Origin of the sequence: Desulfomarina profundi (genome assembly GCF_019703855.1) — a bacterium.
Classification (GTDB): Bacteria; Desulfobacterota; Desulfobulbia; order Desulfobulbales; family Desulfocapsaceae; genus Desulfomarina; species Desulfomarina profundi.
Map to the genome: position 1 here is coordinate 1,068,850 of NZ_AP024086.1, position 24,999 is coordinate 1,093,848.

A 24,999-nucleotide genomic window follows, 5' to 3' on the forward strand; every position below is an offset into this window, starting at 1 on the left:
AAGGCCACCTTAAAAAATTCAGTTTGTGCGCTTTTCCTTGCCCTCGTCCAGCCTGCGCATACCCTCCATCAGCAGTTTCATGAAAAACCCAATTTCAGGAGTACTGAAGTCTTCCGGTGGAATACCGGGAGTGAACCTGAAGCGCCCTGATTTTTCCTTTAAAATCTGATAAAAAGCCAGATCACCTTCATATTTGCCATATTTGGCCTTAATCAGGGATCCCTGCCTGAAAGAGAACCTGGCAGTGCCACCCCCCAGCTCATTGATGGTAAGAATACCGGTCTTATTGTTCATATTGAGTGTCTGAAAGAGAGCCTCGGGTGGAATCTCCGTCAGATTACCAATCATGCCGGAGGCAAGATCTTCGGCCCGGACCTTGTTGGAGCGGTTCAGTCTTTGGGCCATCAGTCTGGAAAAATAGAGCTGGATGGCTGGATAATAGTCGAGAATCTTGTTGAAGTTCGGTTGGTCAATATAAAGAATTTTCGTCGGTTCCTTCACTTGGATGGTGGCGTTGATATTGTCATTGCAAATCAGGCTCATTTCCCCAAAGACATCACCCTTGTCAAGGGCGGATATAATGATTCCGGCATCGTTCAGGACGTTGACACTTCCTGAAACAATAATATAAAAACGTCCACCCGGATCACCTTTGCGGATGACGATTTCACCGGTGTCGTAACTGTTGAGCTTGAAAAAACTGAGAACGGTGTCCAAGTGTTTATCGTCTATATTTTTGAAAAAGGCGAAGTCGCTCAACACATGGATCATGGACGCCAGTTCATTGGAATAGGTGTCTGTATGGTTGAACAGTTTCTCTTTTCTACTGTGTTCCAGTCTGATGGAGCCGGTGCAGCCGCTGCAGCTGATCATGCAGAACGGGATTTTGTCTCCACGTTCGTACTGGACAAGGATTTTACCCAGGTCTCCATTGAGAATCTTGCAGACCTTCTTGTCTGGAGGATACTTGACGATGGAGGTTGTGATAAAGCTGTTTTCAGACTTATTTGTGAGAGGAATTGCGATTCCTGTGAGTTCAAAGGAATCGTCATATTTGTACAGGGGACACCTGCGATTTTCGACGATCCTGAATATTACTTTGGGAAAACCCATAAAATGCCTTTATTTTTATTCCTGAATCTGTGACAGCTTTGTGTCTGTTTTTCATAAAAGAATAGCTTATCGTAACAGGCTGTGTCAAATGGTCGGGAATCTTTTTCAGCACCTGATACAGCACGAATCTTTTTCAGGATGTTTGAAAGTCGGGGAAACAGGGAAGAGCAATATGAAATACAATAATTGTTGACTTTATTATTTTTCTGAATTATAAATTTTTTTCTTGCGAAAATGATTCTGAACCGGTATGAAGAGCGTTTGCATGTTCCGGTTCATTGGTTGATAAATCGGTTATATCGAAAGGATATGAGTTCAAACACCCCACCAGGGGGTATAAGTACCTTGAAAATAAACCTAACCATTTGATTTCAAAACACCTTCCCTGGTTTCCTGTTTTTTATGACAGAAATTCAGGAGTAATGCACTAAATATAAGGAGTAAATTCGTGGCTAATCATAAATCCGCTGAAAAGAGAAATCGTCAATCCCAGGTTCGTCGTTTGCGCAATAAGAGCAACAGGAGCAGGATGAAAACTGCAATTCGCAAAATTGATGAGGCTGTAGTTGCCGGTTCAGCCGATGAAGCGCGCGAGGCCCTCAAACAGGCGATTCCCGTAATTGCAAAGACTGCGTCCAAAGGTACCATTCATAAGAAGACCGCATCCCGGAAAATTTCACGTCTGACAAAACGGGTAAATCAAATGACTGCCTGATCTGTTTTTCCTTTTCATTTAAAAGGCCATGGAATCGTCGATTCCATGGCCTTTTTTGTTTTTTTTCTCCTGCACATTTTCATTTTTTCCTCTTTAAAACAAAGAAAAAGGATTCATTTTTTGAAAAATAGTTTATTCTCTGTTCTTATGCATAGAAACATGAATCCGTGTTTTCCAAGACAGCGCGAAAAAACGGCTCAACGAAATGAAAGGGTAAAAAATGGATCATGAAAAGTTTTATCCCGGAATACCAGAGACCAGGACAGCGATGGCTACTTCGAAACTGGTACCGGTCTGTACCGAGATTGTAGCCGATTTGGATACTCCCCTGACCCTTTTCGCAAAGGTTGTGGCGGAACATCGCCATATTTTCCTTTTTGAAAGCATGGAGGGGGGGGAAAAATGGGGTCGATTCTCCTTTATCGGTTTTGATCCCCTGGTTCTTTTTTCTTCCAGCGGAGACGATATCAGTATCAGCAAAATCAGGGACGGGGTTTCTGATGAGAAGAGCTTCAAGGGAAACCCTCTGGTGGCCTTAACGGAGCTGTTGAATGACCTGGCCGTGCCGGAATATGAGATGCTGCCCCGGTTCTGCGGTGGTGCTGTCGGATTCCTGGGATATGATATGGTACGTTTCATGGAGGATCTTCCTGATGATCGATCTTCCCTGGATCTTCCGGACTCGTCCTTTATTATTCCCAGGACGGTGCTCGTCTACGACAATTTGAAACAGACTGTAACTGTTGTCTGCTGGATCTGGAGTGACGAAGAACAGGTTGAACAGCTTTACCAGGAGGCTTGTGATATCCTGCGTGAAGTGATAAATGCTGTCCGCCAGCCTGTACCGGCAGGGTTTTATCAGCAAAGTGGTAACAGGCTTTCAAGTTCCCATGTGTTCAAGGCGAATATGGAAAAGGAGCAGTTCTGTCGTATGGTGGAACGGGCAAAGGAATATATTCGCGCCGGCGATATTATCCAGGTAGTTCTTTCCCAGCGGTTCCATACCACAACGGAATTATCCCCCCTTGTTCTTTATCGGGCTCTCAGGCATATCAATCCCAGTCCATATCTCTTTTACCTGCAGCTGGACGAGATCGTCCAGATCGGTTCTTCTCCCGAGATTCTGGTGAGAAAAGAGGGGGAGAATATAGAACTGCGACCCATTGCCGGCACCCGTCCGAGGGGTGAGAGCCGGGAAGATGACCTGGCCCTGGAAAAAGAGCTGCTGGCCGATCCAAAAGAAATAGCTGAGCATCTGATGCTTGTGGATCTCGGTCGCAATGATGTGGGCAGGGTTGCGGAAGGGGGACAGGTGGAGGTTCAGGATCTGCTGGTGGTTGAGCGTTACAGCCATGTGATGCACATTGTTTCCGGTATTCATGGTAAAATCGCAAAAGAGCGGGATCAGTTTGATGTGATGGCCGCCTGTTTTCCTGCAGGAACAGTAAGCGGAGCACCAAAGATTCGGGCCATGCAGATCATTGACGAGTTGGAGCCGGAAAAACGTGGTGCCTATGCCGGGGCAGTCGGGTATTTTGGTTTTACCGGGAACATGGATTTTTGTATTACAATCAGGACCTTTGTCATGTGCGGAAAAGATCTCTGGGTCCAGGCCGGTGCCGGAATCGTTGCTGATTCCGATCCGGAAAAAGAATTTGAAGAGACTATTAATAAATCGCTGGGGCTGCGTCGCGCAGTTGAACTTGCCGAGAAGGGTTTTTAAAATGCTTGTTATTATAGATAATTATGATTCGTTCACCTATAACATTGTGCAGACAATTGCGGCAAACGGATTACGGGAAGGGCGCACGGAAGACATTCGGGTTTTTCGCAATGACCGGATCACAGTACAGGAAATTGAAAAACTGCAACCGGACAGGATACTGGTTTCGCCCGGGCCATGTACTCCTAAAGAGGCTGGTATTTCCATGGAGGCCATCCGTTTTTTTGCCGGGAAAATTCCGGTTCTCGGAGTCTGTCTTGGTCACCAGTCCATGGGGGAGGCCTTTGGTGGCACAGTTGTCAGGGCCAGAAGGATCATGCATGGAAAAACCAGTCCCATGCACCACGATGGTAAAGGTGTTTTTACCGGTCTGCCCAATCCTTTTGAGGGAATGCGCTATCATTCTCTGATCGTGGAAGAGAGTGATCTCCCAGACTGTTTTGAGGTGACCTGCAGGACGGATGAAGGAGAACTGATGGGTATCAGGCACCGGGAAGTGTTGCTGGAAGGTGTGCAGTTTCACCCCGAATCAATTATGACCCCGGATGGTATAACCCTGCTGGGGAATTTTATGAGCACGGATTATCCGGAAATGTACAATTCTGCAAATAAATAAAAAAATGGATATCAGAAAAGCAATTGAAAGAGTGGTTGGCAGACAGGATCTGAAGGAAGAAGAAATGGTCATCGCCATGACGGAAATCATGGATGGTATTGCCACACCAGCACAGATCGGGGCCTTTATAACAGCTTTGCGGATGAAGGGGGAGACGATAGAGGAAATTGTCGGAGCAGTCAAGGTGATGCGGGCCAAAGCAACCTTTGTCGATTCCGGTGTGGATATGTCGGCCGGGCAAATTCTGATGGATATTGTCGGTACAGGGGGGGATGGGTCGGGAACCTTTAATGTCTCCACGACTACGGCTTTTGTGGTTGCCGCTGCCGGTATACCGGTTGCAAAACATGGAAATCGTGCCATTTCTTCCCAATGTGGCAGTGCCGATGTTCTGGAAGCGTTAGGCGTGGACCTTTCCCTCTCAGCGGATCAGATTTCAGACTGTGTGCAGACAGTCGGTATCGGCTTTCTCTTTGCGCCAATGCTCCATGGTGCCATGAAACATGCCGTTGGTCCCAGGCGGGAAATAGGTATCCGCTCAATTTTTAATATCCTGGGGCCCATGACCAATCCGGCTGGTGCCAATGTTCAGCTCACCGGTGTCTTTGCGAAAGAGCTGACGTCCGTGATGGCCGAGGTTCTGGTTCGTCTCGGTATGAAACGGACCCTTGTGGTCTGGGGTGAGGGAAACCTGGACGAACTGACTCTCACCGGCAAATCGTATATTGCCGACGGCTGTAACGGCAGAGTGACAACCTATACCGTAGCTCCGGAAGAGGTGGGATTGCAGCGGGCCGGCCTGGAAGATATCAGGGGCGGTGCTATTCCGCAGGAAGCGGCAGAACAGGTCCGGGAAGTCCTTGGGGCACAGCTGGGGCAAAACTTGATATGGTACTGCTGAATGGTGGTGCGGCTCTGATGGCTGCCGGTAAGGTGGAAAACCTGAAAGATGGTGTTTCTCTGGCACGTGACATTGTCAAATCGGGAGCGGCACTGGAAAAACTTGATCAACTTGTTAAATTTTCAGAAAAAATCAGTTCAAAATAGATAACGGCAATGCCGGCCTTGATTTCTTCGGGCCAGTTTATTTCTTCCCATGCTGCCTTTTAAAGCGTTTTCCCGAAATGATCTTGAAGCAATGTTCAAAGTGGGAATGTAAGCTGGAGAGCCAGCGTCTGTGAAGTGTTCTTCACAGAATTGTCTTTATTGTGAAAAAGTCTTATCTGGAAAAATCTCATTTTATTTCATATCGTTCTACCATGTTTCATTGTTGGTTGGGAATGTCTGGTCGATTGAAAAACATTTGATTTGTGAATAATCATAAATATCAGTCAGGCATTGACCTTATCACCAACAATAGTTGTTTTTCACAACCTCAAACAAGGAGAATACCATGTGGAAAAAATGTATGCGGACGTTAACTGTCGCAGGCCTGGTAGTTGCGAGTAGCAGTCTGTTTGTCAGTGCCGCCGGAAAAGATGTACAGTCGCAAATTGACGGTATTATGGGTGCGTTGCCGAAGTTTGCTGTGCCTATGCGTGAAGTGGGTGACAGGTTTCAGAATATGTATTTTGCTGCCGAAGGCGGTAACTGGGCCCTGGCTTCATATATGTCGAGATATATGAACAAGGCGATGAACCCGGCAAAGATTACGAAACCAAATGCTTATCCGGACTGGGAATCTTTTTATGCAGATGATTTTGCCGCAGTCAACAAGGCAATTGCAGCCGAAGATCTCAGCACCTTTAAAAAAGAATATAAAGCAGTCATCTCTTCTTGTAATTCATGCCATTCAGGAATGGGTTACGATTTTATCAAAGTAGTAAAACTTCCAGCGCCACCGGATAAATTCATTGAATATAATCTTTCCTCCAAAGCAGCCGATGTGCCCAAGTAATTCTTTATACTTGACGACATTGATGGACTCGCAAAAAGCTCATCATACATTAAAGACGGCTGAGCTGAAAAGTTTGATATACGAGTCGTAGTCCTTTTCCCAGAACCTCAACGCTATATATGGTATGTTGAGGTCCTGGGAAAAATTTCTGGACAGACACTAGCCTGCATATTTCACAGGTTCATTGAGCAAGCATATTATTTCAACTTCAGCGCATGTCATGGGCCGCACACACATATTTTGCAAATCAGTCGTCTTCAAATTGAACAAAATCCTGCCTGGAACAGGTTAAAATACACATATTGACAGATAATGATAATCTATATCTTAAAAGACGGGTAGTTCCCCCTCCACATATCTCTTCAATCAGATTTATTCAGCTGCGCATCGGTATCTGCTGTAAGTTGCGATACACCTGATTGAAGAGATCAATGTATGGATAACAGCTGGCGCATGAGACCCATACCTTACGAACGGTTATTTTTACCTGAGCTCCGATTTTAAATAAAGGAGTAATCCACCAGTTTTACTGGTGGGTCCCAGCTTAGCTATGCATGTATCATAGTGAATAAAACTCAATACCTCCTTATCATCCGGGTTGGCGACTCGGAAGGGTAAAGGAGGTATTGAGTGAGCGAATTACAAAAATTAGCACATGCGGTATGGCAATGCAAATACCATATTATTTGGTGCCCCAAATATAGGTTTAAGATACTGAATGGGGCACTAAGGAAATCAGTAGGAGAGATTCTACGACAATTGTGTGAATGGAAGAAGCTTGAAGTTTTGGAAATGAATGTCCAAGAGGACCATGTTCACTTGGTGCTTTCAATTCCACCCAAGAATTCGGTGTCAGAAGTGGTGGGCTTTCTCAAAGGGAAATGTGCTATCAAGATATTTGATAGGCACTTGGAACTCAAAAAGCGATACTGGGGGAGGCACTTCTGGGCAAAGGGTTATTGTGTAAGCACAGTTGGCTTGGATGAAAAAAGAATACGTAAATACGTAAAATGGTAAAAAGAGAAAGATCGTCGAATTGAGCAACTAAAGCTCTGGAAATAGGTTACCCTTATAGGGTCGTCTTTAATCCACCCCTTTTAGGGGTGGTTGTTAAATATCAGTGGAAGAAAGGTTCAACGTCTTATTCCCAAAAAGGTATAACAAAATACTGGGCTGGTTTTTACTCAACTACACCCCGTAAAATCCAGGGAGTTCATGCGCTCAAACTGTAGAAAAAGTAAAACTTTGATGAGTAGCAGGCCTCTTCTTCGGAAACGGGATAAAATGGATAAGGTTCGTCAGTTTGAATTGTTAATAGAGAATTTCTGTATACGATTGTTACCGAAGTCCACAACGTAGAGATTGCCATTTTCATCCAGAATCATATCAGTGGGAAGATTGAACTGGCCGGGGCGATACCCTCAGTTCCGATGATTGCAAGGAACTTGCCTTTCCGGGTGAATTTCTGGATACGGTGGTTGTAAAAATCAGCCACAAAGATATTGTTTTCCGGTCCGACAGTAACTCCGGTAGCGGTCCTGAACCAGCCTGGACGACTGCCGGAGATATTCATCCCAAACAGACCTCCCCATTTGCGGACAAATCTGCCATCCGCTCCAAATATCTGGATGCGGTCATTGTAGGCATCCGCCACCACCAGGCTGTTGTCGGGTAATAGAGCCACATCGGTCGGATAGTTAAAACGGCCTTTCCTTATACCGATCTTGCCGGTTTCGCCATATTGCCTGACACTTGAACCATCCTTTGCCAGTACCTGTATCCGCTGATTGTAAAAATCAGCTATATACAACCGATCGTTGCTGTCGACAGCAACTCCACCCGGCGCATCAAACTGTTCCGGCCCGGAACCGGAAGAGCCGAAAGTTTCCAGGGGGTGCCGTCCAGTGAAAAAACTTGAATGCGGTCGTTGAGGTATTCAGCTACATAGAGCTTGCCTGCGTGAATATCCAAGTGCATGGGGCGATCAAGTTCACCCGGCCCATTCCCCTGACCACCGAACATTCTAAGAAATTTACCGTCAAGATCAAACACCTGGATCCGGTTATTGCCGGTGTCGCTGATAAAAATTTCCCGGCCTGCTATGGCAATGCCTATAGGATTATTGAATTGTCCTTGAGCTGATCCTTGCTGCCCCCAGCTCCTGACGAAATTATATGTCATTTTCCCATCGGCCTTCACGGGAGCAGACCAAAATGGTAACGACAGGAAACATATCAGGAAAATAAATTTTTTTATTAAATCAGCAATGATTATATTCATCGAATGAACCAGTAAATGACAGCAGCAAACAGGAGGATCGCGGTAATATATGATGTAACCTTTTTTAGGGTGACTAAAAATTCATCCGAAAACTGAGCGTTGTGATGAAATCATTTTCAAGCCCTGTACCGTTCATATCCTGGACAACCGGAATCTGAACGGTAAATTCGGCAACGGTGCGTTTTGTCACATACTGGATGCCTGGGGCCAGATACCAGGTAATACCACCGGAGTTACCGTCTTCCACCCCATTGACCCTGTTGTTATCCTGCCAGATAAGATTGCTCTCAAGTACACCATAAAGAAATCCCTGGATTCCGGCCCCGAGTACACGGGGCCAGACACGATGTTGATAGGAAAAATCAAACCGGGCAGCATCACCAAACTCGAAGTTGTTTGCCTTGGTATTAAACGTGTATGAAAGTGAGGTGTCTATCTGGCGGGCAAGTGTCTGGCTGGTTAGAACCAGTCCGATTGAAGGATCCCAGGATCCGGAGCCCATCTGCAGGGGCTGCGGTAATCGTCCAAAGCTGTCTGTTTCGTTATCGTCCCCGGTAGGTATTTCGAGGGTAATGAACGGGGCAAGCCGCAGGGTACGGCCGGGCTGGTCTTTTTTCCAGATCGTATACCGGGTCAGGGCCGTAAAATCACCGATACCTGCGTCACCGCGACTCACTCTGCCGACAGGGACAGTCAGTTTAATTTCCTTGTCCAGCACAGGCAGGATGCCAAACAGGGCCAGCTTTTCAGTAATACCATACGCCGCCACAATCGGGACAGCCCAGACTGTTAGCTCACGATCTGCGCCGGATGGATCATCTGTTGATCGCAGGAATTTTACCTGTGCCCTGAAGAGAAATTCTTCTCTCGCAACCGGCAGGGCGGTATTGAAGGTGACCGGAGCCGCAACTGCAATGCCTACCCTCAAAAAGAGCAGACAGAAAGTGGTGACAGATATCATTTTCGATATTCTGTGAATCATGGCCCCCCTCCCTCAATTGATTCCGGAGTCAGACTCCAGTTTGCAGCCGTTTGCCTGCTTACTGCACCACGTAGCAGGACAGATTTTCCTGATCCTGTAAGGTCGCTGAGCTGCGCAGCCATTTCGGTATTTCCAGGTTCAAGTATTAATGACAGGTCATCAAACTGTATGAAAAAAGAGTTGTTTTTTTGTTCAATAAAACCGTTGACTGTCACTACCATTGTTCCAGCTGTAAAACCGGCTTCTTTGATTGCCTTGGGGACATCCTGGTAATGAATGGAAACTTTCGGCCTGGCCACGAGATAAGCTGTCCCGTTTTTCATGTCAACTGCAACCGTTGCTACCCCTCTTACCTTTCTGAGTCTTTTTTCAACACCGAAAGCACAGAATGGACAGGACATGCCATCTACTGTCACTGTCATGTCCGCCACACGGGACTGGGCAATAGTTGTTAGAAGAAGAAGTACAACTCCTGTCAGGATCGCAACAATGAGTTTTTGGTACATTGGCAGCCTCCTTTATACGGACATACACGGAACCGGGAATATAAAAAATCTGCTGTTTTTCAATTACCCCTTATTTCTCTTCATGTTCCATCCTGGCTCAGACGACGGCAGGTGTCTGACAGCTGCTGAGTGGACCTTGACAGGCGGAAACACGTCCTGGCAAAGCTTTCTTTTCAGCAGGTTCTCTACTTTGGGGTCAATGTTCGCAGTTTTTGTCTCGGCCTGCTTTTTCTCTTTTAGAATACTATAATCCCTAAAGTATACTTCAGGGTCAAGATGCACATGAAAATGAATTCAATTAAGTTTTTTCTGAATGTTTAGATTGAGATTTTCAACATGGTTAAAGCCCGAGCGAAGTGGACCCTGTTTTGAAACCCAGATGGCCGCGGGAAACCGGATAATGACTTGTTGTGTGAAAAGAAAATATTGATTTGACTGTCTTGATGACGTACGTTTTGCAGGAGGTATCACTATGAATATACTCAATGCAACTGAAGCCAGATCAAAACTTTACCGGTAAATTGATGAATTTTGGTATACCAGTGAAATATTCTAGATAAAACAGCTGGTTAGTCGATCTCGTAGGCGTTTGCCAGAAATGCAAGTGGGATAATGAAGAATGGGAATGGTGAAAATGGAGAAGACGTTAACAACTGCAAAGGTAATTGAAAAAATCGGGGCAATGCTGATACCGGATGGTGATTTGGTCCCCGGAACAAAAAGAGGAGTGGAATCATGAATAGAAAACAGATTATTTTTATGATTATTTTCTGCCTGATCGCGACTGTTGCTTCTGCCGGCAATTTTGTTCTGACAGGACCGACCATTAAAAATGGTGATTTTCTTTCCGAAGAACAGGTTTTTAACGGGTTCGGGTGCTCCGGAAAAAACCTGTCACCTGCTTTGAAATGGTCGGGAAGCCCCAAGGGAACAAAAAGCTTCGCGATTACGGTTTATGATCCTGACGCACCTACGGGTTCCGGCTGGTGGCATTGGGTCGTTTATAATATTCCCGCCAATGTCTTTGAACTGGCAGCGGGGGCCGGTGAGCCGACGGGCAAACTGTTACCTTCCGGTGCTGTTCAAGGCCGCACTGATTTCGGTACCCATGCGTTTGGTGGTGCATGTCCGCCAAAAGGAGATAAACCCCACCGGTATATTTTCACAATTTACGCTCTCGATATTGAAAAAATCGATGTTCCATCTGATTCAAGCGCTGCATTGATCGGGTTTATGATCAATGCGAATTCTCTTGGAAAAGCCGGTTTTACTGCCAGATACGGTCGCTGATTGCAATCTGAATATTCAAGTCGGAAAATATCATTCAGCTGGAAAAGCAATCATTCTTCCGCTCTCTTCACTCAACTATCAAGAACAGACCGGAGTGTTTTGGCAAGATCGTGCATGGGTATCGGTTTGCTTAAAAAAGCAGTAACAGCGTTTGTGGTGTTGCGATGCTGGTTGTGGCCTGTACAGATGATCACAGGGATATCAGGATTGATGGTTTGGAGCTTTTCAGCAAATGATATACCTGTCATTTCAGGCATAGTCATGTCGGAAATGACCAGGTCAAAATGATTTGATTCTATCTGCAAAAGCTGTAATGCCTCCTGTGGACTTGTTGTCCCATGGACACTGTAACCAAGCCTTCGCAGCATTTGTGTGGTCATTGAGACTATTAATTCTTCATCATCCACCACCAGGATTTTTTCGTTGCCCGTACGGGGTGTTTTGTTATTTATTGCTGTTATTTCATGAGGTTGATTGGTTGCTGGAAAAAGTATAGTGAAAATGACACCATTATCGCTTCTGTTTCTGACACTGACGGTGCCGCCGTGGTTTTTTACAATGCCATGGACAACAGCCAGCCCCATACCCGAACCTTTACCAATTTCCTTAGTCGTGAAATATGGATCAAAAACCCTGTCGATTATTTTGGGATCAATTCCCTGCCCATTATCACTTACTGTCAGGCGAACATAATTTCCGGGTAATGAGTGATTGCTCTCATTGCCTTTGTCGGCACAAGTAACCGTATCAACTGAAATCTCTATAACGCCTCTCTCATGGTCAATTTCATGAGAACTGTTAATACACAAATTCATAATAATCTGGTTAATCTGGACAGGATCTGCAAGAACTGTTTTTTCGTTTTCGCATATTTTTTTTCGAAGTTCAATCGTGGTTGGAATTGTCGCCCGAAGAAGTTTCAATGTTTCGCATACAACAGGACCGATTTTTATCGGTATATGATGTTGGTTGGTTTTTCTGCTGAAACTGAGAAGCTGCTTAACTATACCTGAAGCTCTTTGACTGGCATGATTAATCTCTTCAAAATGCCGGCGTGCTGGATTGTTATGGGAAACACTTTCCAGGGCCAGTTCACAATTGCCAAGAATTATGCTGAGGATATTGTTGAAATCATGTGCTATTCCGCCTGTAAGGGTGCCGATGGATTCCATTTTATGGGCGTGTCTCAGTTCCTCTTCCATCTGCTTTCGCTCAGAGATGTCCGTCAGAATAACAACAAGACCAGTGTGTTTTTCTGAAAAATTTCTAACTATTGCGGCACTCAGATGAACAGGAATTGTTTCTCCCTGTCTGGTTAATCTTGCTGTTTCCATTTGGAGAGGTTGGCCGGTTTTAAATATTTCCTTGATCTTACTCTCGGTGATATTTTTCTCCTCTTCAGGCACAAAAGGGATACGTGTTTTTTCCAGTTCTTCCAAAGTCCAGCCGAATACCTCGGTAAAAGAAGGGTTTAAATAAAGAGGAAAGCCGCTACTGTCGTAAACTACAAGAGGATCAGGGATAGCTTGAAGTATGGCAATGAGTTTTTCCTTACTGTCCCGCAGTTCGGTTTCAACCAATTTTCTTCCGGTTATTTCGTGGTTGAGTTTGCTCAGCATGTCCTGGAGCTGACTGGACATAGTGTTAAATGAGTTTGTCAAAGTGCTGATTTCAACAAATTGATTTTTATCTTGAATTGCGTTTCCCCATTCTCCTCTGGCAATATTGAGTGCACCGTTGCTGAGTTGTAAAATTGGCAGAGCTATCCTTTGGGCGATGAAAAAAATAAACAAGGTGCTGAATATAATTGCGCAGAGAGAAAGAAAAATTGTTGTACGGTTGTTTCTGGTAATCTGTGCCATGAAATCTGCTTCAGGGATGACCACTCCAATGAGCCATGTGAGACCATTTGCATTTGTTAAAGGCGTAATTTGTACCAGTTGACGTTCACCCTTTATTTCGAAATCAAAGTTTTCCGTTGAGGTAATAAGATTATAATCTGTAAAACGTTTTCTCAGTGATTCGTTGGCATATTTAATGGTCGGGTTTAAACTTTCAGTGCCATTCAATCGCCGTGGCTTTTGACCGACAGCAGGTACGGTGAGAGGTTTTTCTCCAGATGAGGCGGCAATGAGTTTGCCGGAGCGATCAATGATGAAGGCCTGGCCGTGGTGGCCAATGGCCAGGTTTTGTAAAAAATTACTGATTTGGGAAAGGAAAATATCGACTGAAACCACACCAAGCAGCTGGTGCTCCTTATTATATACCGGACGACTGGCTGCAATTGCCATGTCCTGTCCAGTAAAAAGAATGTAGGGTTTACTCCAGGTGTTTGTTCCTTCTCTTACGGCCCCCTTATACCAATCTCTTGTACGGGCATCAAATTCCGGGATTGCGACGATCAGGCTGGTACGATTACCATCTGCGTCTATGGCATATTTTTTGAGGGTTCCTTTACGAAAATCATCCGTCAGAATAACATATTGAGAATCTGTGATTCCTTCACGACCGCAGTTGACCAGACCTCCATATGTATTACCAAAATAAATGCTGGAAACGGAATCATATACCAGGAGCTGGCCTCTGAAATAGTACTCGATACCTGCAGGATCATTTACATTGAGTAAACCATTTTTCAAGACATTACTGTTGAGTGTATTGATTTTCCGTGGTGCGTTGAGAAAGGTTTCAAGGTGGTTTTCGATACGGGTTGCTATTTCATTGCGCAGAGCGTGGGCCACATCATTAACGGCATTTTTGCTATTGATAAAGGAAAGATACCCAACAAGTCCTACAATCAAGACAGTCAAAAAGGTAAAAGGGATAATGATGGCGATGGTAAGTGGAACAGCTCTGGCAAATATGTTCTTAACGGAGTTGAGCATTTCAAACTGTCATATTGGGGAAATATGGTGAATTATCGGGCTGTTGCTTAACGGAAAACATTTTGAATTGCCACAAAATGGAATTGTTCATTGGTTGAGTTGAGAATATAATATATGAAAAATGATAAATTTAAAATAAAAAGTATTTTAGTATTACATTGTTTACTGTTGAAGGCGAGGTTACCATTCATGATGGTAATGCAGTCGGTAGTGATAACCCAGGAACCTCAGCCAGGTTGGAGATGTGCCTGCTATATCTGGTGAATGCCCGGAAAATCGGACGTGATGAGATTTATTTTTCAGAGAATATTGAATTTGTCAGAGTTCTTTCTTCCAATGCGGTACCGGGTCCTGGTAAAAACAGATTTATCAGGGCACAAAAGGATATTTTTGACCTGCTGCTGACACCAGGGATTTTACAGGGAGTACGCAAAACAATATATGAGTGAAGAGAAACTTGACGAGGTCGATATCACAAAGTATATCGGCGTAAATCAAAAGGGTGATACCTCAGACTCAACCTCCTGTGAGATCTTTTCTTATCAATTCGGCAACAGCTTTGCCGTTCTGCCAGCATTTTCCTGCCACCTTGACCGGGTGTTGGGTCATATTACCTGCAGCGTAATATGACCTGTCGGAGCAGCGATTGTATCGGTCGAGCCTGGGAGCTCCAGTTGCCGGGTCTGATTCCAGGTGACTCATAAGCACTAGACCTGCTTCTGGTATAAATCGGCCGGTAAAAAGCACACCGTCGCATTCCATTACTCTTTCATTGCCTTTTTCATCGGTCACACGAACTCCATTGACCCTGTCTTTCCCTATTATCTCTGACAGTCTGGTGTTTCGGAGCAGAGGTACTCCGAAAACAGTTGAAGCATATTGAATCGGCCAGGAGACAGAGGGGCTGTTCTTTTCTTCCAGCATGGCGACAGGTTTGATTCCGGCTCTCCTGCAGGTGAAGAGGGCAGAGAAGCTGACAATTTCAGAGCCGATGATAACCGGTTTTCTGAACGGGATTTTGTTCTTGAGATAGACCATGGCCTGAAGGGCGCCGGTGTTGTATATCCCCATGGGACGACTGCCCGAAACAAACCTGGCGGAGCGGGGTGTTTCCCTTGTACCGGTGGCTAGCAGTACCCGTTTCGCCTGGAGTTCCAATTCACCTTCAGGGCGGAGGATGGTCAGTTTTCCATCAGGCTTCAGAGAAGTTACGGAACTCTTCACGGCGATATCAATACAGAGTCGTTTTGCGCTTTCAGCGAGACGCCTGGCATAGGCAGGTCCGGTGAGAATTCTGCCAAATTCCCGGATTCCGAAAGGGGGATGGCCGCAGTGACGTGGTATGCCACCCGCTTCATTTTCACGATCAAGGACAATGATGTCGGTTATGCCGGATTTTTTCAGGGTAGTTGCGGCTGCCAGTCCGGCAGGACCTCCACCGATGATTACCACATCCCACCTGTCGGATTTGAGAATATCAGTCATGGGCGTCTCCTACCACTATTGGATTGGCAAATTTATCTTCGGTGAGCTCAGCCAGACGTGCTGAGCAGTAAAATCCCTGGCAGCGGCCCATGGTAACCCTGGTTCTGCGTTTTAGACCCGCAAGGCTGCCTGCCGGGATTTTTCCCCGAGAGCTGCTTCAATTTCTCTACGGGTGACCATTTCGCAATGGCATACAATTTCACCGTACCCGGGTTTATGGCAATCCCTGGGAAGGTGCTCAGCAAGATTGGGTACACGGGGGACTTTCGGGTTCGTTCTCCCGGCGAACTGGGCTCCCATGTTCTGAAGAAGATCAAGGACATGATGAGCCAGGCCAAGAGCGGAAGTGAGCCCGGTTGAGCGGATTCCCCCAAGGGTGATCCAGTTGCGTTCTGAATCCTGTATGACTCTGTATTCTTTTCTTTCAGTGGCTGGCCGAATACCGGCATAGGTCGCTGTTACAGGCATTTCGGCAAGAGCCGGCAGCATGGTAACGGCCTTTTTCGAGAGCATTTCCAGGGTCTGGCTGTCTACTGAAGCATCATCCCGGCTGTCTTGTTCTTCAGCAGTTGGACCCACCATCATATTGCCGAATATAGTGGGAAAAAGGACAATACCCTTGGTCCGTTCGGAAGGGACCGGCAGAATAACCGAATTGACGAGTTTTGCTGCGGCCATATCAAAAACCACAAACTGTCCCTTACGAGGTTTGATGGTGAATTCGCTGTCTCCCAAAACAGCATGGTCGACAATATCACCATAAAGACCGGCACAATTAATGACATGACGTGCTCGAACCCAGCCGCGAGCGGTTTTCAATGTCCAGTGACTGCCGTCGAATTCACCTCCGGTGACTTCGGCATTGAAAAGCGCTTTACCCCCATTTTCAACAGCCTGGAGCAGGTAGGCCAGGGGCGCTGACCAGGGATCGATAACATATTCCCTCGGTACATGGATGGCAGCACGCACGTTTCCGGCCAGGTGCGGTTCTTTTTTCAGGATTTCAGACCGGCTGAGCAGTTTTAGATCTTCTATGCCGTTATTCAGACCTTTTTGAAGAACTTCTTCAAGCCGTTCCTCTTCTTCCTCTGTCCATGCGGTAACCAGAGCGCCGGTCTTCAGCAGTGGCAGGTTGAGGCTTTCATGTATCTCCAGGTATTCTGCGTGTCCTTTCCGGACACATTCCCATTCGAGTGATCCCGGAGGGGCATCAAAGCCGGTATGGAGGATGGCGCTGTTTCCTTTACTGGCACCGTCAAGGATATCTGTCGCCTTTTCCAGAAGGACTGTGGAGGCTCCCTCCAGTGCCAGACGGCGGACAACGCCGCAGCCGACTACCCCGCCACCGATGACGGCAATATCGACATCAGCAACAGGTGTGAGTTTATTTTGTTGTTTTAAAGTATTCATGACTGAATGGTAACAAGAGACGACCGAATAATCAAGCCGGAAGTGCATGAATAAGCAGAATTCATAAAAAATGACAACCGATGTAACCTGCAAGGCACTTATCAGGTTCAGCGTACCGGGCGTTTTATTGGTGAGAAACAGGAATGACAGTGACTCCTGCCTTGGTGAGGGCAGTTTTGATATCTCCCTCAGGTGGACGATCACAGACAAGATTGGTCACCTGGTTGAGGGAGCATACTTCAAAAGAGGCAATACGACCAAACTTGGAATTGTCTGCCAGGATAGTTACCGATTCGGCCTGCTCAATCATGGCCCTGGCAATCTGGGCTTCGTTGATGCAGAAATCCATAATTCCTGTCTTGTGGTCCAGAGCACTGATAGTCAGGATGGCGTGGTGCGCACGAAATGAACGGATATGTGAGATGGTCATACTGCCGATGGTTTGTCGGTTGTCTCCATTGAATTCTCCTCCCAGCAGAAATGTTTTGATCTGAGACTCTGAAAGACTCATGGTTCTGGCTATTTCGGCAGAATTGGTTACCACAGTCAGGTTTGCAATACTTGCCAGTTGTTCAGCGAAATAAAGCGTTGTGGAACCTGTATCAATAAAAAGGGTTTCATTTGCAGAGATCAGGTTGACGGCTTCTACGGCAATAGCCACTTTGGCAGCAACATTTTCGCTCATCCTGTCCCGAAACGGGCCTTCTCCGGTGATGGTGGGAATTGACGCTCCACCATGGAATTTCTGAACCTTGCCGATGCGGGCCAGCTCAGTCAGGTCGCGCCGGATAGTTTCCCGGGAAATATGCAGGGTTTGAGCCAGTTCCTCTACAGTTACCTGTTTCTGGCGACGAACGATGTTAACTATTTCGGACCTTCTGACGTCAGGAATCATGGGCAAATTGGCAGAATACCACTTAGAAAAGATTAAATAATATTAAGAATATGTACCAGTACCTCTTTTTGTTCCTGTTGTCAAGAATAGGGTTTGGGTAGATATTAATGCTTGTTTGGGCATAAATAGTGTGGTAATAGTCATACGACAGGAGGGAGGTGAAAACATGTTGATTGCACAGATAAGTGACTGTCATATTGCGGGCCCCGGAAAAAACGCCTATAAAATTGCTCATACGGCAGAAAATCTTGCCCATTGTATAGATCATATCAACCAAAGTAATCCGACAGTCGATCTTGTTCTGGTGACGGGTGATATTACCTGCAGCAGCCAAATTGAGGAGGTTGAGCGAGCCGCCCGATTGCTGGATCGCCTGCGGTGCCCCTTTTATGTTGTTCCCGGTAACCATGATACACGTTCAGTTCTCTGGAGGGTTTTCGGCGGAAGAGCCTGTCCGGAAATGAGCGCCGGTTTTTGTAATTATGTTATCGAGGGCAGGGAAATTCGTCTGATAGCACTTGATTCCACGGTTCCCGGTGAGCCAGGCGGAGAGATCTGTTCTATAAGGGCAGAATGGCTGGATAAGAGACTGGCAGAAAAACCTGCGCAGCCGACCGTTGTCTTCATGCATCACCCACCTGTAAAGTTTGGAGTACTGGAAACTGATGAAGATGGCTTTGCCGGGGCAGGTATCCTGGGAAATGTTATTGAAAAATATCAGAATATTCTTCGGATTCTTTGTGGTCATATTCACTTGTCCTCCCATGGGGGATGGAAGGGGACGATAATCACCACTGCTCCAAGTATGGGGCTTCAACTTGGGCTTGATCTCACTCTGACCCGACCTTCCGAGTTTTATCTGGAGAAGCCCGGGTACCTCCTACACTATTTTACACCTGATCGGAATCTCATAACTTACACGGTGACGGTCGGGAAAATGGATGGGCCATATCTATTTGATGAACAGTAGATTCTTCTGAATTCTCAGAAGACCGGTGCAGGTTCTACAAACCATTAGGTTTTCAAATTGCCGATATGAGTATTTTTAAAAAGAAAATTGGAGTTGAACAGAAAATTGATGGTTTTTTGGATCTTGTTATTCGTTCCGGGCTGATATTCAGCCAGGGAGCTCAGGCCTATCTTCAAGGAAACAGAGAAGATTTTGAGCAGAAATTATCAGAAATAATTGAAGTGGAACATTCCGGAGACGATCTCAGGCGTACCATCCAGCAATATCTTTACACCAGGACGCTGATTCCCGAATCCAGGGGGGATGTTCTTCAACTTCTGGAGGATATGGACTCGCTGCTGGATCGTTTTAAAGGAGCTCTGTGGCGTATGGAGATAGAAAATCTTGATATCGAAAAGGATTTTCACCAAGATTTCCTACTGCTTATCCAGTGTGTCGGTGAGACAGTCGAGGCGATTGTCCGTTCCGTACGTGCTTTTTTTAAAAATATTTCAGCAGTGGCCGACCATCTGGACAAGGTTTATTACTGGGAAACTGAATCGGACAAAATCTCAACCCGCCTCCAACGGGCGATTTTCAGAAAAGAGGAGCTTCGTTTAAGTCATCGAATGCTGCTGCGGGAATTTGCCCGGCATCTCGATAAAATAGCGGACAGGGCGGAAGATGTTGGAGACAGACTCAATATTTATGTGATCAAGCGTTCTTTATAAAGGATACTATGTTTGGTTTTTTTTCAAGCGGTCTTTTCCTTGGCTGGTCTCTCGGGGCCAATGATGCTTCAAATGTTTTTGGTACTGCGGTCAGTTCAAGGATGATTCAATTTCGTACCGCAGCACTGTATTGCAGCATTTTTGTCATTCTCGGGGCTGTAATCAGTGGAGCCGGAGCATCACATACCCTGGGAAAACTGGGATCGGTCAATGCGGTTGCCGGAGCCTTCACAGTTGCCTTTGCAGCGGCTGTAAGCGTGTCCCTTATGACGTATGCCCGTTTCCCTGTGTCCACCTCCCAGGCGATAGTGGGTGCGATTATCGGCTGGAATATCTTCAGTGGTTCAGTTACAGATATGACATCCCTGACCAGGATTGTTTCGACCTGGATCTTCTGTCCGGTATTGGCGGCGAGTGTCGCGATAGTTCTTTATCTGTTCACCGGCTTTTTCATACGTTATCTTTCTGTGCCCATGTTCAAGCTTGATAATATCACCCGCTGGTCCCTGCTTTGTGCCGGGATTTTCGGTTCCTATGCCCTTGGTGCGAATAATATCGCCAATGTCATGGGTGTTTTTGTGCCGGTGGCGGACCTGAGTGATATTACCATCTTTAATGTAACGTTTACTCCTGCCAGGCAACTCTTTCTTCTCGGGGGAATAGCCATTGCGATCGGAGTTTTCACCTTTTCAAAGCGAGTCATGCTTACCGTGGGAAAGGGTATTTTTGAGCTTTCTCCGGTCATGGCAGCAGTGGTCGTCTGGTCGCATTCCATTGTTCTTTTTCTGTTCTCCTCCCTGAGCCTTGAAACATGGTTGAAAAACCACGAACTGCCGACGTTCCCCCTGGTTCCGGTTTCCAGTTCCCAGGCAATAGTGGGGGCAGTTATTGGTATTGGCTTACTAAAAGGGGGGAAAGCGATTCGATGGAGAACTGTGGCCGGTATTGCAAGTGGCTGGGTGACAACTCCGATTCTTGCAGGTGTGATCAGTCTGGTATCACTGTTTTTCATGCAGAATGTTTTTCAACAGGATACATATCATAAGGAGATAGTTGCATACGATGCCGGGACAGGAGATGTTGAATTGGGAAGCGGGTATGATTATCCCGATTTTTATATCAGTTCAGAGAGGATATGCCTCAAAGTTTTTGACAATGAACAGTAGTCCGCGTTATTTTTCGTGAATAAGAGTGGAGAAGGTGATGCAGCTGGCATTGACTTCAACTGAATCAGGAAAATTTCGCGTTGCGGGTTCTGTCCTGTGGTGTCGAAGGAACCTTTATGCTTGTTCGGCCAAAGCAGCTGTGGTAACAATCAGAGGAGTTTTCAGGAGAAGTAATAATATTTTTGTAACATAATTATAATACTCATTCATTACAGTGCCCCCGGTGTGAGTCTTTTGCCGGAGAAAATGAACTGAGTCACACTATATGGAGTTGTGGAGAGGCGTGTATTTCCTGAAATGGGTACGCGTTAAAAAAACCTGAATAAAAAAGGGGATTCAACTATGAAAAAACTGGTATTGATCTGTACGGTAGCATTCATGTTTATTGCCAATGGTGCTGTGGCAAAAAACACTTTGAGACTGTTGACCTGGAAGGGTTATGCACCGGCCAAATTGGTAAAGGATTTTGAAGCGGAAACAGGTATCGATGTCAAAATCACCTATTCCAACAATGAAGAAATGATTGCCAAGCTGAGGGCTACCCGCGGTGGAGGATTTGATCTGGCCCAGCCAAGTCAGGACAGGATTTCCTTTGTGCAGGCAAAATTCCCGGTGTACCAGCCGATCGATTTCAGCAGGGTAAACACTGGTCAGCTGACTGCTTCAATGGTAGAGGCTGTTAAGAAAAACAGTGCCTATGATGGTAAGGCTTATGCTGTACCGTTCTGCTATGGAACAACAGGTATGATCGTCAATCAGAAAATGGCTCCGGATGCAAAAGACTGGTCAGATCTGTGGAATCCGAAATATGCCGGAAAAATTTCCTATAGATTGAAAAGACCACTGCTGATTGCTACCGCTTTCGGTCTGGGAGAGAATCCTTTTGCCCTGTACAATGATATTAACGCTTATCGTGCTCTGATGAAAAGAGTTGAAAAAACTCTTATTGATGGCAAGAAGCTGGTAAAAAATTACTGGACCAGTGGTGATACTCAGGTTGCTATCATCAAGAGTGGGGATGCATGGGTTATTTCCGGTTGGGATGGCAAGGGTTGGAGTCTGCATGCAACAAATCCCGATATAGACTTTATTGCTCCCAAGAGCGGTGCGCTGGGATGGATAGATACTTTTGCAATTCCGGCAAAATCAAAGAATCTTGATGCGGCGTACAAGTGGATTAACTTCATGCTGTCACCAAAAAATGCTGCATACTTCACCAACAAGGAAGGGTACGGTACCGCTTCCGCCGATGCCATAAAATATCTTAACGAAGATATTAAGGCCAATTTCAGTAGATCATTTCCCCCGGAGGTGCTTGACAACATCAAGTGGCACCCGCCGGTTCCTGAAGGATTTGAAACAATTGAAGCAAAGGTCCTGGACAGAATCAAGGCCGCAAAATAGCCTGAAAGCGTCCTGATCTTAGGATACTTTTTTCATTACAGGCGAGTTTTCATCGTTATCCGGAGTGATTTCATTACCTGTGTTATCGCTCCGGGTTCTGTTCAGTTTCTATTCAAAATTGACACTTCTCAGGAATCAGCATGAGTTATGTTCTGGAAATAAAAAATATCACAAAAAAATTCGGCGATTTTACGGCCGTTGATTCTGTAAGTTTTACTGTGGATGATGGCGGGTTCTTTTCCATTCTTGGTGGATCAGGCTGTGGAAAAACAACACTTCTGCGGATGATTGCAGGTTTTGAAGAGGAAACGGAAGGAGAACTGTATATCCGTGGCGAATCCATGAAGGGTATTCCGCCTGAAAAACGGCCGGTTAATATTGTTTTTCAGAATCTTGCCCTTTTTCCCATGATGAATGTGGAAAAAAATGTCGCTTTTGGTCTACAGCGGCAGAAGCTGCCCAGGCAGGAAGTCAAACATCGGGTGACAGAGATGCTTGAGCGGGTAGGACTGGTCGGTTTTGAAAAGAAAAAGGTAACTGATCTTTCCGGCGGGCAGCGGCAGCGTGTGGCAATAGCACGCTCCCTGGTTCTCAGGCCATCCATTCTTCTCCTGGATGAGCCCTTGGGTGCACTGGATCGAAAACTGAGGGAACATATGAAGATTGAACTCAAAGTCCTTCAGAAGGAAATCGGAACCACGTTTATTTATATTACCCATGATCAATCGGAAGCGCTGGTTATGAGTGACAGTGTTGCTGTCATGAATGAAGGGCACTTTGAGCAGATTGATACTCCAAAAAATCTCTACAAGAATCCAAAAACGTCTTTTGTCGCAGGATTTGTCGGTGAAAGTAATGAGTTCTCAGTTACCGATTATCGGGACGGTATTCTGGTTACCGGAAGTGGGTGCCGATTAAACAAACCCGGACTCGATTTTCAGCCCCGCAAGCTTTTCATGCGGCCGGAAGCGTTCATTCTGAACCCTTCTCCTGATCTGGAAAATGTTGAACTGATAGATATGAAGGTCAAGGCCATCCTTTTTGACGGTTCCAATACGAAAATATCGGCAAATATCCTTGATGGTAATGATGATGTTCTCATTTCTCTACCCCAGAATGCACAGTTTGAAGACCTCAGGGAGGGGGAAGAACTGAAGGTTGGCATTCACCGTGATGATTTAAAATGTTATCGGGATTGAAAATATGAAAAAAAGAAGCGGCACATTTTACCTCCTGCTGGTACCTGTCCTTTTATGGCTTGTTATGCTGATTGTTGTTCCGCACCTGGATATGTTTTTTCGCTCTTTTCGTTTTGAAACTGATGAGGGAGCGATGATTTTTTCCCTGAACAATTATCTGGCATTTTTTGAAGATCAAATATACTGGCTCACCTTTGTCAAGACAGCATTGTATTCCATTGGTGTTACTTTTCTTGCTTTTGTGGTCACCTTTCCCGTAGCATTTTACCTGACCAAGGTTATTGCAAAAAAATACAGCAGTTTTATGGTGTTGCTGCTTTTGATCCCCATATGGATAGGGGAGCTGGTGACGATTTACGGCTGGATGATTCTTCTGAGTGACAATGGTGTGATAAACAATTTTCTTATAAATATCGGATTGATAGACACTTATTTGCCCATGCTGTACAACAATTTCAGCATGACCATCGGTCTACTGTATATGTCCATGCTTTTTATGATTGTTCCCATGATGTCTGCTCTGGAAAGTCTTGATGACTCTCTCATCGAGGCGGCAAGTGATCTGGGTGCCTCAAAATGGACAATTTTCTATCGGATTGTAATTCCATATACAACACCGGGAATTGCTTCAGGGGGCATTATTGTATTTATGCTGGTGATAGGGGATTACGTTGCACCCAATATCCTTGGAGGAAAGAGTTCTCTATGGTTCACGGAGCAGATTTACAACAAATTTCTGGCTACTTTCAACTGGAATGAAGGTGCGGCTTTTGGCTTTCTGTTGCTTATGCTGTCTTCGACCATTATCTGGATAGCCCTGAAACTGACGGGACAAAAACTTGAGAAGGTTGGATCATGATACGTACATTACCATGCTCACGTCTATATAAGGTTGGGTACTCTCTTTATATTTTACTGTTTTATATCTTTCTCATCATGCCATTGGTAACGATCTGTGTGCTGGCATTTAATGATTCGAATTTCATTGCTCTGCCATGGAACGGATTCTCCCTGGACTGGTTTTTTGCCGATACAGATGACCGGCTTGGCCTGTTCAAGGATCCTGACCTGATGATGAGTGTCTGGACAAGTGTGGAAACAGGTTTTTTTGTGGCTATGTTTTCCACTATTGTCGGTACTATTGCCGCGTTGCTTTTTGAGGAAGAGAGATTCAGGTTCAAGGGACTGCTCTATTTTCTGGCTCTCGCACCCCTGGTTATTCCAGGAGTTGTACTGGGTATTTCCATTTTGCTTACTTCGACTTACACTGGAACCTATATGGAGGAAACCTTTGGCTGGGATATGGAGTTTCTCAGTCCGGGGTTCTGGCTGGTTGTCATTGGCCAGTTTTCCTTCGGTGCAACTTATGTGATGCTTCTCGTTGGCGCACGACTGAAAAAATTTGACAAGGTTCTGGAAGAGGCGGCACTCAGCCTGAGGGCAACCCGGTTGGAGGTGATCAGGCTTATCACTCTTCCTTTTCTGCGCCCAGCTATTATCGGTGCTTTTGTCGTTACGTTTCTGATCAGTTTTTCCAATTTCAATACAACTATTTTTCTTATCGGCTCTGATCCGACCCTGCCGGTTGACCTCTATTCCCGCATCAAGTTCAGCTCAACACCTGTTCTTAATGCAGTTTCATTTATGATTGTCATGTTTATCACCTTTTCTGCGATGATAAGCTTTGTACTCAACCGGAAAAAAATTTGAGCACAATTGGTGGTGGAAGGTCGGTTCATTGAAGATTTTTTGG

25 protein-coding genes and 1 pseudogene are annotated in these 24,999 nt (G+C 45.6%); 16 read left to right on the forward strand and 10 right to left on the reverse strand.

Annotated features, from left to right (window positions below; translation table 11 throughout):
* Positions 1-18: 18 nt before the first annotated feature.
* Positions 19-1,113 (reverse strand): cyclic nucleotide-binding domain-containing protein, encoded by a 1,095-nt coding sequence (locus LO777_RS04980; protein ID WP_228856443.1) that lies wholly within the window; start codon positions 1,111-1,113, stop codon positions 19-21.
* Positions 1,114-1,561: 448 nt separating this feature from the next.
* On the opposite strand from LO777_RS04980, the gene rpsT reads away from it, so the two are divergent.
* From rpsT to tnpA, 7 genes are all read left to right on the forward strand, one after another.
* Positions 1,562-1,828 (forward strand): 30S ribosomal protein S20, encoded by a 267-nt coding sequence (rpsT, locus tag LO777_RS04985; RefSeq protein WP_228856444.1) that lies wholly within the window; start codon positions 1,562-1,564, stop codon positions 1,826-1,828.
* Positions 1,829-2,096: 268 nt separating this feature from the next.
* On the forward strand, positions 2,097-3,551 hold the full coding sequence (trpE, locus tag LO777_RS04990) for an anthranilate synthase component I (RefSeq protein WP_228856445.1): 1,455 nt from the start codon (positions 2,097-2,099) through the stop codon (positions 3,549-3,551).
* Position 3,552: 1 nt separating this feature from the next.
* Entirely contained in the window at positions 3,553-4,167 is a 615-nt protein-coding gene (locus LO777_RS04995) for an anthranilate synthase component II (protein ID WP_228856446.1), read from the forward strand.
* A 4-nt stretch (positions 4,168-4,171) separates the two neighbouring features.
* Positions 4,172-5,068 carry an anthranilate phosphoribosyltransferase gene (gene trpD, locus LO777_RS05000; RefSeq protein ID WP_268907513.1) on the forward strand — a complete coding sequence of 299 codons (897 nt, stop codon included), beginning with the start codon at positions 4,172-4,174 and terminating at the stop codon, positions 5,066-5,068.
* Positions 5,056-5,214: a hypothetical protein gene (locus LO777_RS19975; RefSeq protein WP_268907514.1), complete on the forward strand. Its 159-nt coding sequence runs from the start codon at positions 5,056-5,058 to the stop codon at positions 5,212-5,214. The genes trpD and LO777_RS19975 overlap by 13 nt, the downstream gene beginning before the upstream one ends.
* Before the next feature lie 346 nt (positions 5,215-5,560).
* On the forward strand, positions 5,561-6,064 hold the full coding sequence (locus tag LO777_RS05005; protein WP_228856447.1) for a cytochrome c: 504 nt from the start codon (positions 5,561-5,563) through the stop codon (positions 6,062-6,064).
* Positions 6,065-6,694: 630 nt separating this feature from the next.
* Positions 6,695-7,081, forward strand: coding sequence for an IS200/IS605 family transposase (gene tnpA, locus LO777_RS05010; RefSeq protein WP_228856448.1), 387 nt, complete (start codon positions 6,695-6,697; stop codon positions 7,079-7,081).
* Between the two features lie 281 nt (positions 7,082-7,362).
* Here tnpA and LO777_RS20935 read toward each other — a convergent pair whose 3' ends face one another.
* The 5 genes from LO777_RS20935 to LO777_RS05030 form a co-directional block, all read right to left on the reverse strand.
* Positions 7,363-7,449, reverse strand: a complete 87-nt coding sequence (locus LO777_RS20935; protein ID WP_407929118.1) for a hypothetical protein — start codon at positions 7,447-7,449, stop codon at positions 7,363-7,365.
* A complete protein-coding gene (locus LO777_RS05015) occupies positions 7,446-7,955 on the reverse strand; it encodes an NHL repeat-containing protein (RefSeq protein ID WP_407929119.1) in 510 nt (169 codons plus the stop codon). Before LO777_RS05015 ends, LO777_RS20935 begins: the two co-directional genes overlap by 4 nt.
* Positions 7,865-8,245, reverse strand: coding sequence for a 6-bladed beta-propeller (locus LO777_RS05020; RefSeq protein ID WP_228856450.1), 381 nt, complete (start codon positions 8,243-8,245; stop codon positions 7,865-7,867). Before LO777_RS05020 ends, LO777_RS05015 begins: the two co-directional genes overlap by 91 nt.
* A 172-nt stretch (positions 8,246-8,417) precedes the next feature.
* The gene (locus LO777_RS05025; protein WP_228856451.1) at positions 8,418-9,326 is read right to left on the reverse strand and encodes a transporter; all 909 of its coding nucleotides are present in this window, start codon (positions 9,324-9,326) and stop codon (positions 8,418-8,420) included.
* Positions 9,323-9,832, reverse strand: a complete 510-nt coding sequence (locus tag LO777_RS05030) for a heavy-metal-associated domain-containing protein (RefSeq protein WP_228856452.1) — start codon at positions 9,830-9,832, stop codon at positions 9,323-9,325. Before LO777_RS05030 ends, LO777_RS05025 begins: the two co-directional genes overlap by 4 nt.
* A gap of 735 nt (positions 9,833-10,567) precedes the next feature.
* Between LO777_RS05030 and LO777_RS05035 the strand changes: the two genes are divergently transcribed.
* The gene (locus LO777_RS05035) at positions 10,568-11,122 is read left to right on the forward strand and encodes a YbhB/YbcL family Raf kinase inhibitor-like protein (protein WP_329955659.1); all 555 of its coding nucleotides are present in this window, start codon (positions 10,568-10,570) and stop codon (positions 11,120-11,122) included.
* A gap of 71 nt (positions 11,123-11,193) precedes the next feature.
* Here the strand turns inward: LO777_RS05035 and LO777_RS05040 are convergent, their stop codons facing one another.
* Positions 11,194-14,007 (reverse strand): PAS domain S-box protein, encoded by a 2,814-nt coding sequence (locus LO777_RS05040; RefSeq protein WP_228856453.1) that lies wholly within the window; start codon positions 14,005-14,007, stop codon positions 11,194-11,196.
* Positions 14,008-14,165: 158 nt separating this feature from the next.
* Here LO777_RS05040 and LO777_RS05045 point away from each other — a divergent pair, with 158 nt between their 5' ends.
* Positions 14,166-14,456: a hypothetical protein gene (locus LO777_RS05045; protein WP_228856454.1), complete on the forward strand. Its 291-nt coding sequence runs from the start codon at positions 14,166-14,168 to the stop codon at positions 14,454-14,456.
* A 67-nt stretch (positions 14,457-14,523) separates the two neighbouring features.
* Here LO777_RS05045 and LO777_RS05050 read toward each other — a convergent pair whose 3' ends face one another.
* From LO777_RS05050 to LO777_RS05060, 3 genes and pseudogenes are all read right to left on the reverse strand, one after another.
* Complete coding sequence (locus LO777_RS05050; protein ID WP_228856455.1) at positions 14,524-15,492, reverse strand: NAD(P)/FAD-dependent oxidoreductase; 969 nt, start codon at positions 15,490-15,492, stop codon at positions 14,524-14,526.
* Positions 15,485-16,902, reverse strand: a pseudogene (locus tag LO777_RS05055) (FAD-dependent oxidoreductase). Before LO777_RS05055 ends, LO777_RS05050 begins: the two are co-directional and overlap by 8 nt.
* A gap of 124 nt (positions 16,903-17,026) precedes the next feature.
* Positions 17,027-17,797: a DeoR/GlpR family DNA-binding transcription regulator gene (locus LO777_RS05060; protein ID WP_228856457.1), complete on the reverse strand. Its 771-nt coding sequence runs from the start codon at positions 17,795-17,797 to the stop codon at positions 17,027-17,029.
* 166 nt (positions 17,798-17,963) lie between these two features.
* Here LO777_RS05060 and LO777_RS05065 point away from each other — a divergent pair, with 166 nt between their 5' ends.
* The 7 genes from LO777_RS05065 to LO777_RS05095 all read left to right on the forward strand — a co-directional run bounded on the left by LO777_RS05065 (position 17,964) and on the right by LO777_RS05095 (position 24,956).
* The gene (locus LO777_RS05065; protein WP_228856458.1) at positions 17,964-18,767 is read left to right on the forward strand and encodes a phosphodiesterase; all 804 of its coding nucleotides are present in this window, start codon (positions 17,964-17,966) and stop codon (positions 18,765-18,767) included.
* A 65-nt stretch (positions 18,768-18,832) separates the two neighbouring features.
* Entirely contained in the window at positions 18,833-19,477 is a 645-nt protein-coding gene (locus LO777_RS05070; protein WP_228856459.1) for a DUF47 domain-containing protein, read from the forward strand.
* Between the two features lie 8 nt (positions 19,478-19,485).
* Positions 19,486-20,643, forward strand: coding sequence for an inorganic phosphate transporter (locus LO777_RS05075; protein ID WP_228856460.1), 1,158 nt, complete (start codon positions 19,486-19,488; stop codon positions 20,641-20,643).
* 342 nt (positions 20,644-20,985) lie between these two features.
* The gene (locus LO777_RS05080; protein ID WP_228856461.1) at positions 20,986-22,047 is read left to right on the forward strand and encodes an extracellular solute-binding protein; all 1,062 of its coding nucleotides are present in this window, start codon (positions 20,986-20,988) and stop codon (positions 22,045-22,047) included.
* Positions 22,048-22,187: 140 nt separating this feature from the next.
* Positions 22,188-23,246, forward strand: a complete 1,059-nt coding sequence (locus LO777_RS05085; protein ID WP_228856462.1) for an ABC transporter ATP-binding protein — start codon at positions 22,188-22,190, stop codon at positions 23,244-23,246.
* A 4-nt stretch (positions 23,247-23,250) separates the two neighbouring features.
* A complete protein-coding gene (locus LO777_RS05090) occupies positions 23,251-24,105 on the forward strand; it encodes an ABC transporter permease (protein ID WP_228856463.1) in 855 nt (284 codons plus the stop codon).
* Positions 24,102-24,956 (forward strand): ABC transporter permease, encoded by an 855-nt coding sequence (locus tag LO777_RS05095; RefSeq protein ID WP_228856464.1) that lies wholly within the window; start codon positions 24,102-24,104, stop codon positions 24,954-24,956. Before LO777_RS05090 ends, LO777_RS05095 begins: the two co-directional genes overlap by 4 nt.
* Positions 24,957-24,999: the final 43 nt, after the last annotated feature.